The sequence below is a fragment of the Bacillus cereus group sp. BfR-BA-01356 genome (assembly GCF_022663635.1).
Taxonomy (GTDB): domain Bacteria; phylum Bacillota; class Bacilli; order Bacillales; family Bacillaceae_G; genus Bacillus_A; species Bacillus_A cereus.
Genome location: NZ_JAKUFX010000272.1, coordinates 1 through 1,164 on the forward strand (window position 1 = coordinate 1; position 1,164 = coordinate 1,164).

Here is a 1,164-nt window from a genome sequence, read left to right on the forward strand (position 1 = left end):
ATTTTTTATATACTTTTATATAACTTTATTGATTTTTATTATTTAAGGTGATAGAATAACGTTTGAACTAAACACTCAAAACTACAATCAAATCAGAACATATGAAATTAAGGCAAGCGACACACGCTGTTTTTACAGTGGGTGTCGCTTGCCTTTTTTTGTATGGAGAAAGGTGGAAGTGGAAAATGACAATGAACTTACAATTTGCAACAACTACTGGGGGAGTGCTCTCAGCAAGAGAAGCATTTAAAACTCCAGAACTAGTCCTTAAACATATTACAGAAGGGGGAGCTAAATTTTGCGTTTCCCTACAAGATATCAAAATTCCAGGAAAACCTAATTATTATTGGTACGATGTAATAATTGAAACTGCAACGAATAACAAACTAGAGATAAATATTGCAGTACTTTCTCAAGAAGAATATAACCAATTGTGTGAAGGAGATAGTATTGACTTATATTTAAAACAAACTGAAGATGCAGCGAAGTTCTTTCTAAAAAAATCAAAGGAACAATTCAGGCCAGAACTTCATAATCGTTTTACATTACACCATAAAGCTCAACTATGTCTTTAAAAAGTAGGTGAACCTTTATGGAGACATCTAAGAAAAGATTACCATTATACACTACAATTTCCTTAATTAGCGGATTTATCCTTTCATTCGGATTCGGTTTAGTAAACTACATCAAGTTACTATACTATGCATTTGAACCACCGTCTTATCCTATAGAAATTACATATGTACCGCTTATTTTAATGTTCTTCTCTTTGCTTTTAGGAGAATTCAGTTTTAGGTTTTACAGCCGTATTCCTGCTTTGCATGTGAAAAATGGGAAATTAATAATTTTAATTGTTTCTCATATTGCAGTTGATATTCAATTTTTATGGTTTGCAACTGCTCCGATCCATGCAAAGGTTATTCCTTATCTTATGAATAAAGCAAAACATGTTAACTTTGGTGAGTATGAAGCCATAGGTCATGTCTTAACTGGGAATTTTCAAACACTTACTATGATTTTTGTCTTTTTACCTACAGTCTTTATGATCTTGTTTACTCTTTGGTATAGTGGCCATATTGTCCGTTACAGAGAAGAAATCTTAAAGTGGGTACAAAAATACGAATATAAAAATCATAAGTTGCAAAAGTGGTTTAATAGCCAAGA

The 1,164-nt window shown here is 32.0% G+C and carries 1 protein-coding gene and 1 pseudogene; both read left to right on the plus strand.

Annotated features, from left to right (window positions below; translation table 11 throughout):
• Positions 1-101: 101 nt before the first annotated feature.
• Positions 102-575 carry a hypothetical protein gene (locus MR168_RS32930; RefSeq protein WP_080019643.1) on the plus strand — a complete coding sequence of 158 codons (474 nt, stop codon included), beginning with the start codon at positions 102-104 and terminating at the stop codon, positions 573-575.
• Positions 576-592: 17 nt separating this feature from the next.
• A pseudogene (locus tag MR168_RS32935) lies at positions 593-1,164 on the plus strand (DNA translocase FtsK); the annotation flags it as partial.

What these genes read in the sequence shown, in the direction of transcription:
- MR168_RS32930 (WP_080019643.1), top strand. Translation starts at nt 102, where the DNA reads ATGAAATTAAGGCAAGCGACACACGCTGTTTTTACAGTGGGTGTCGCT.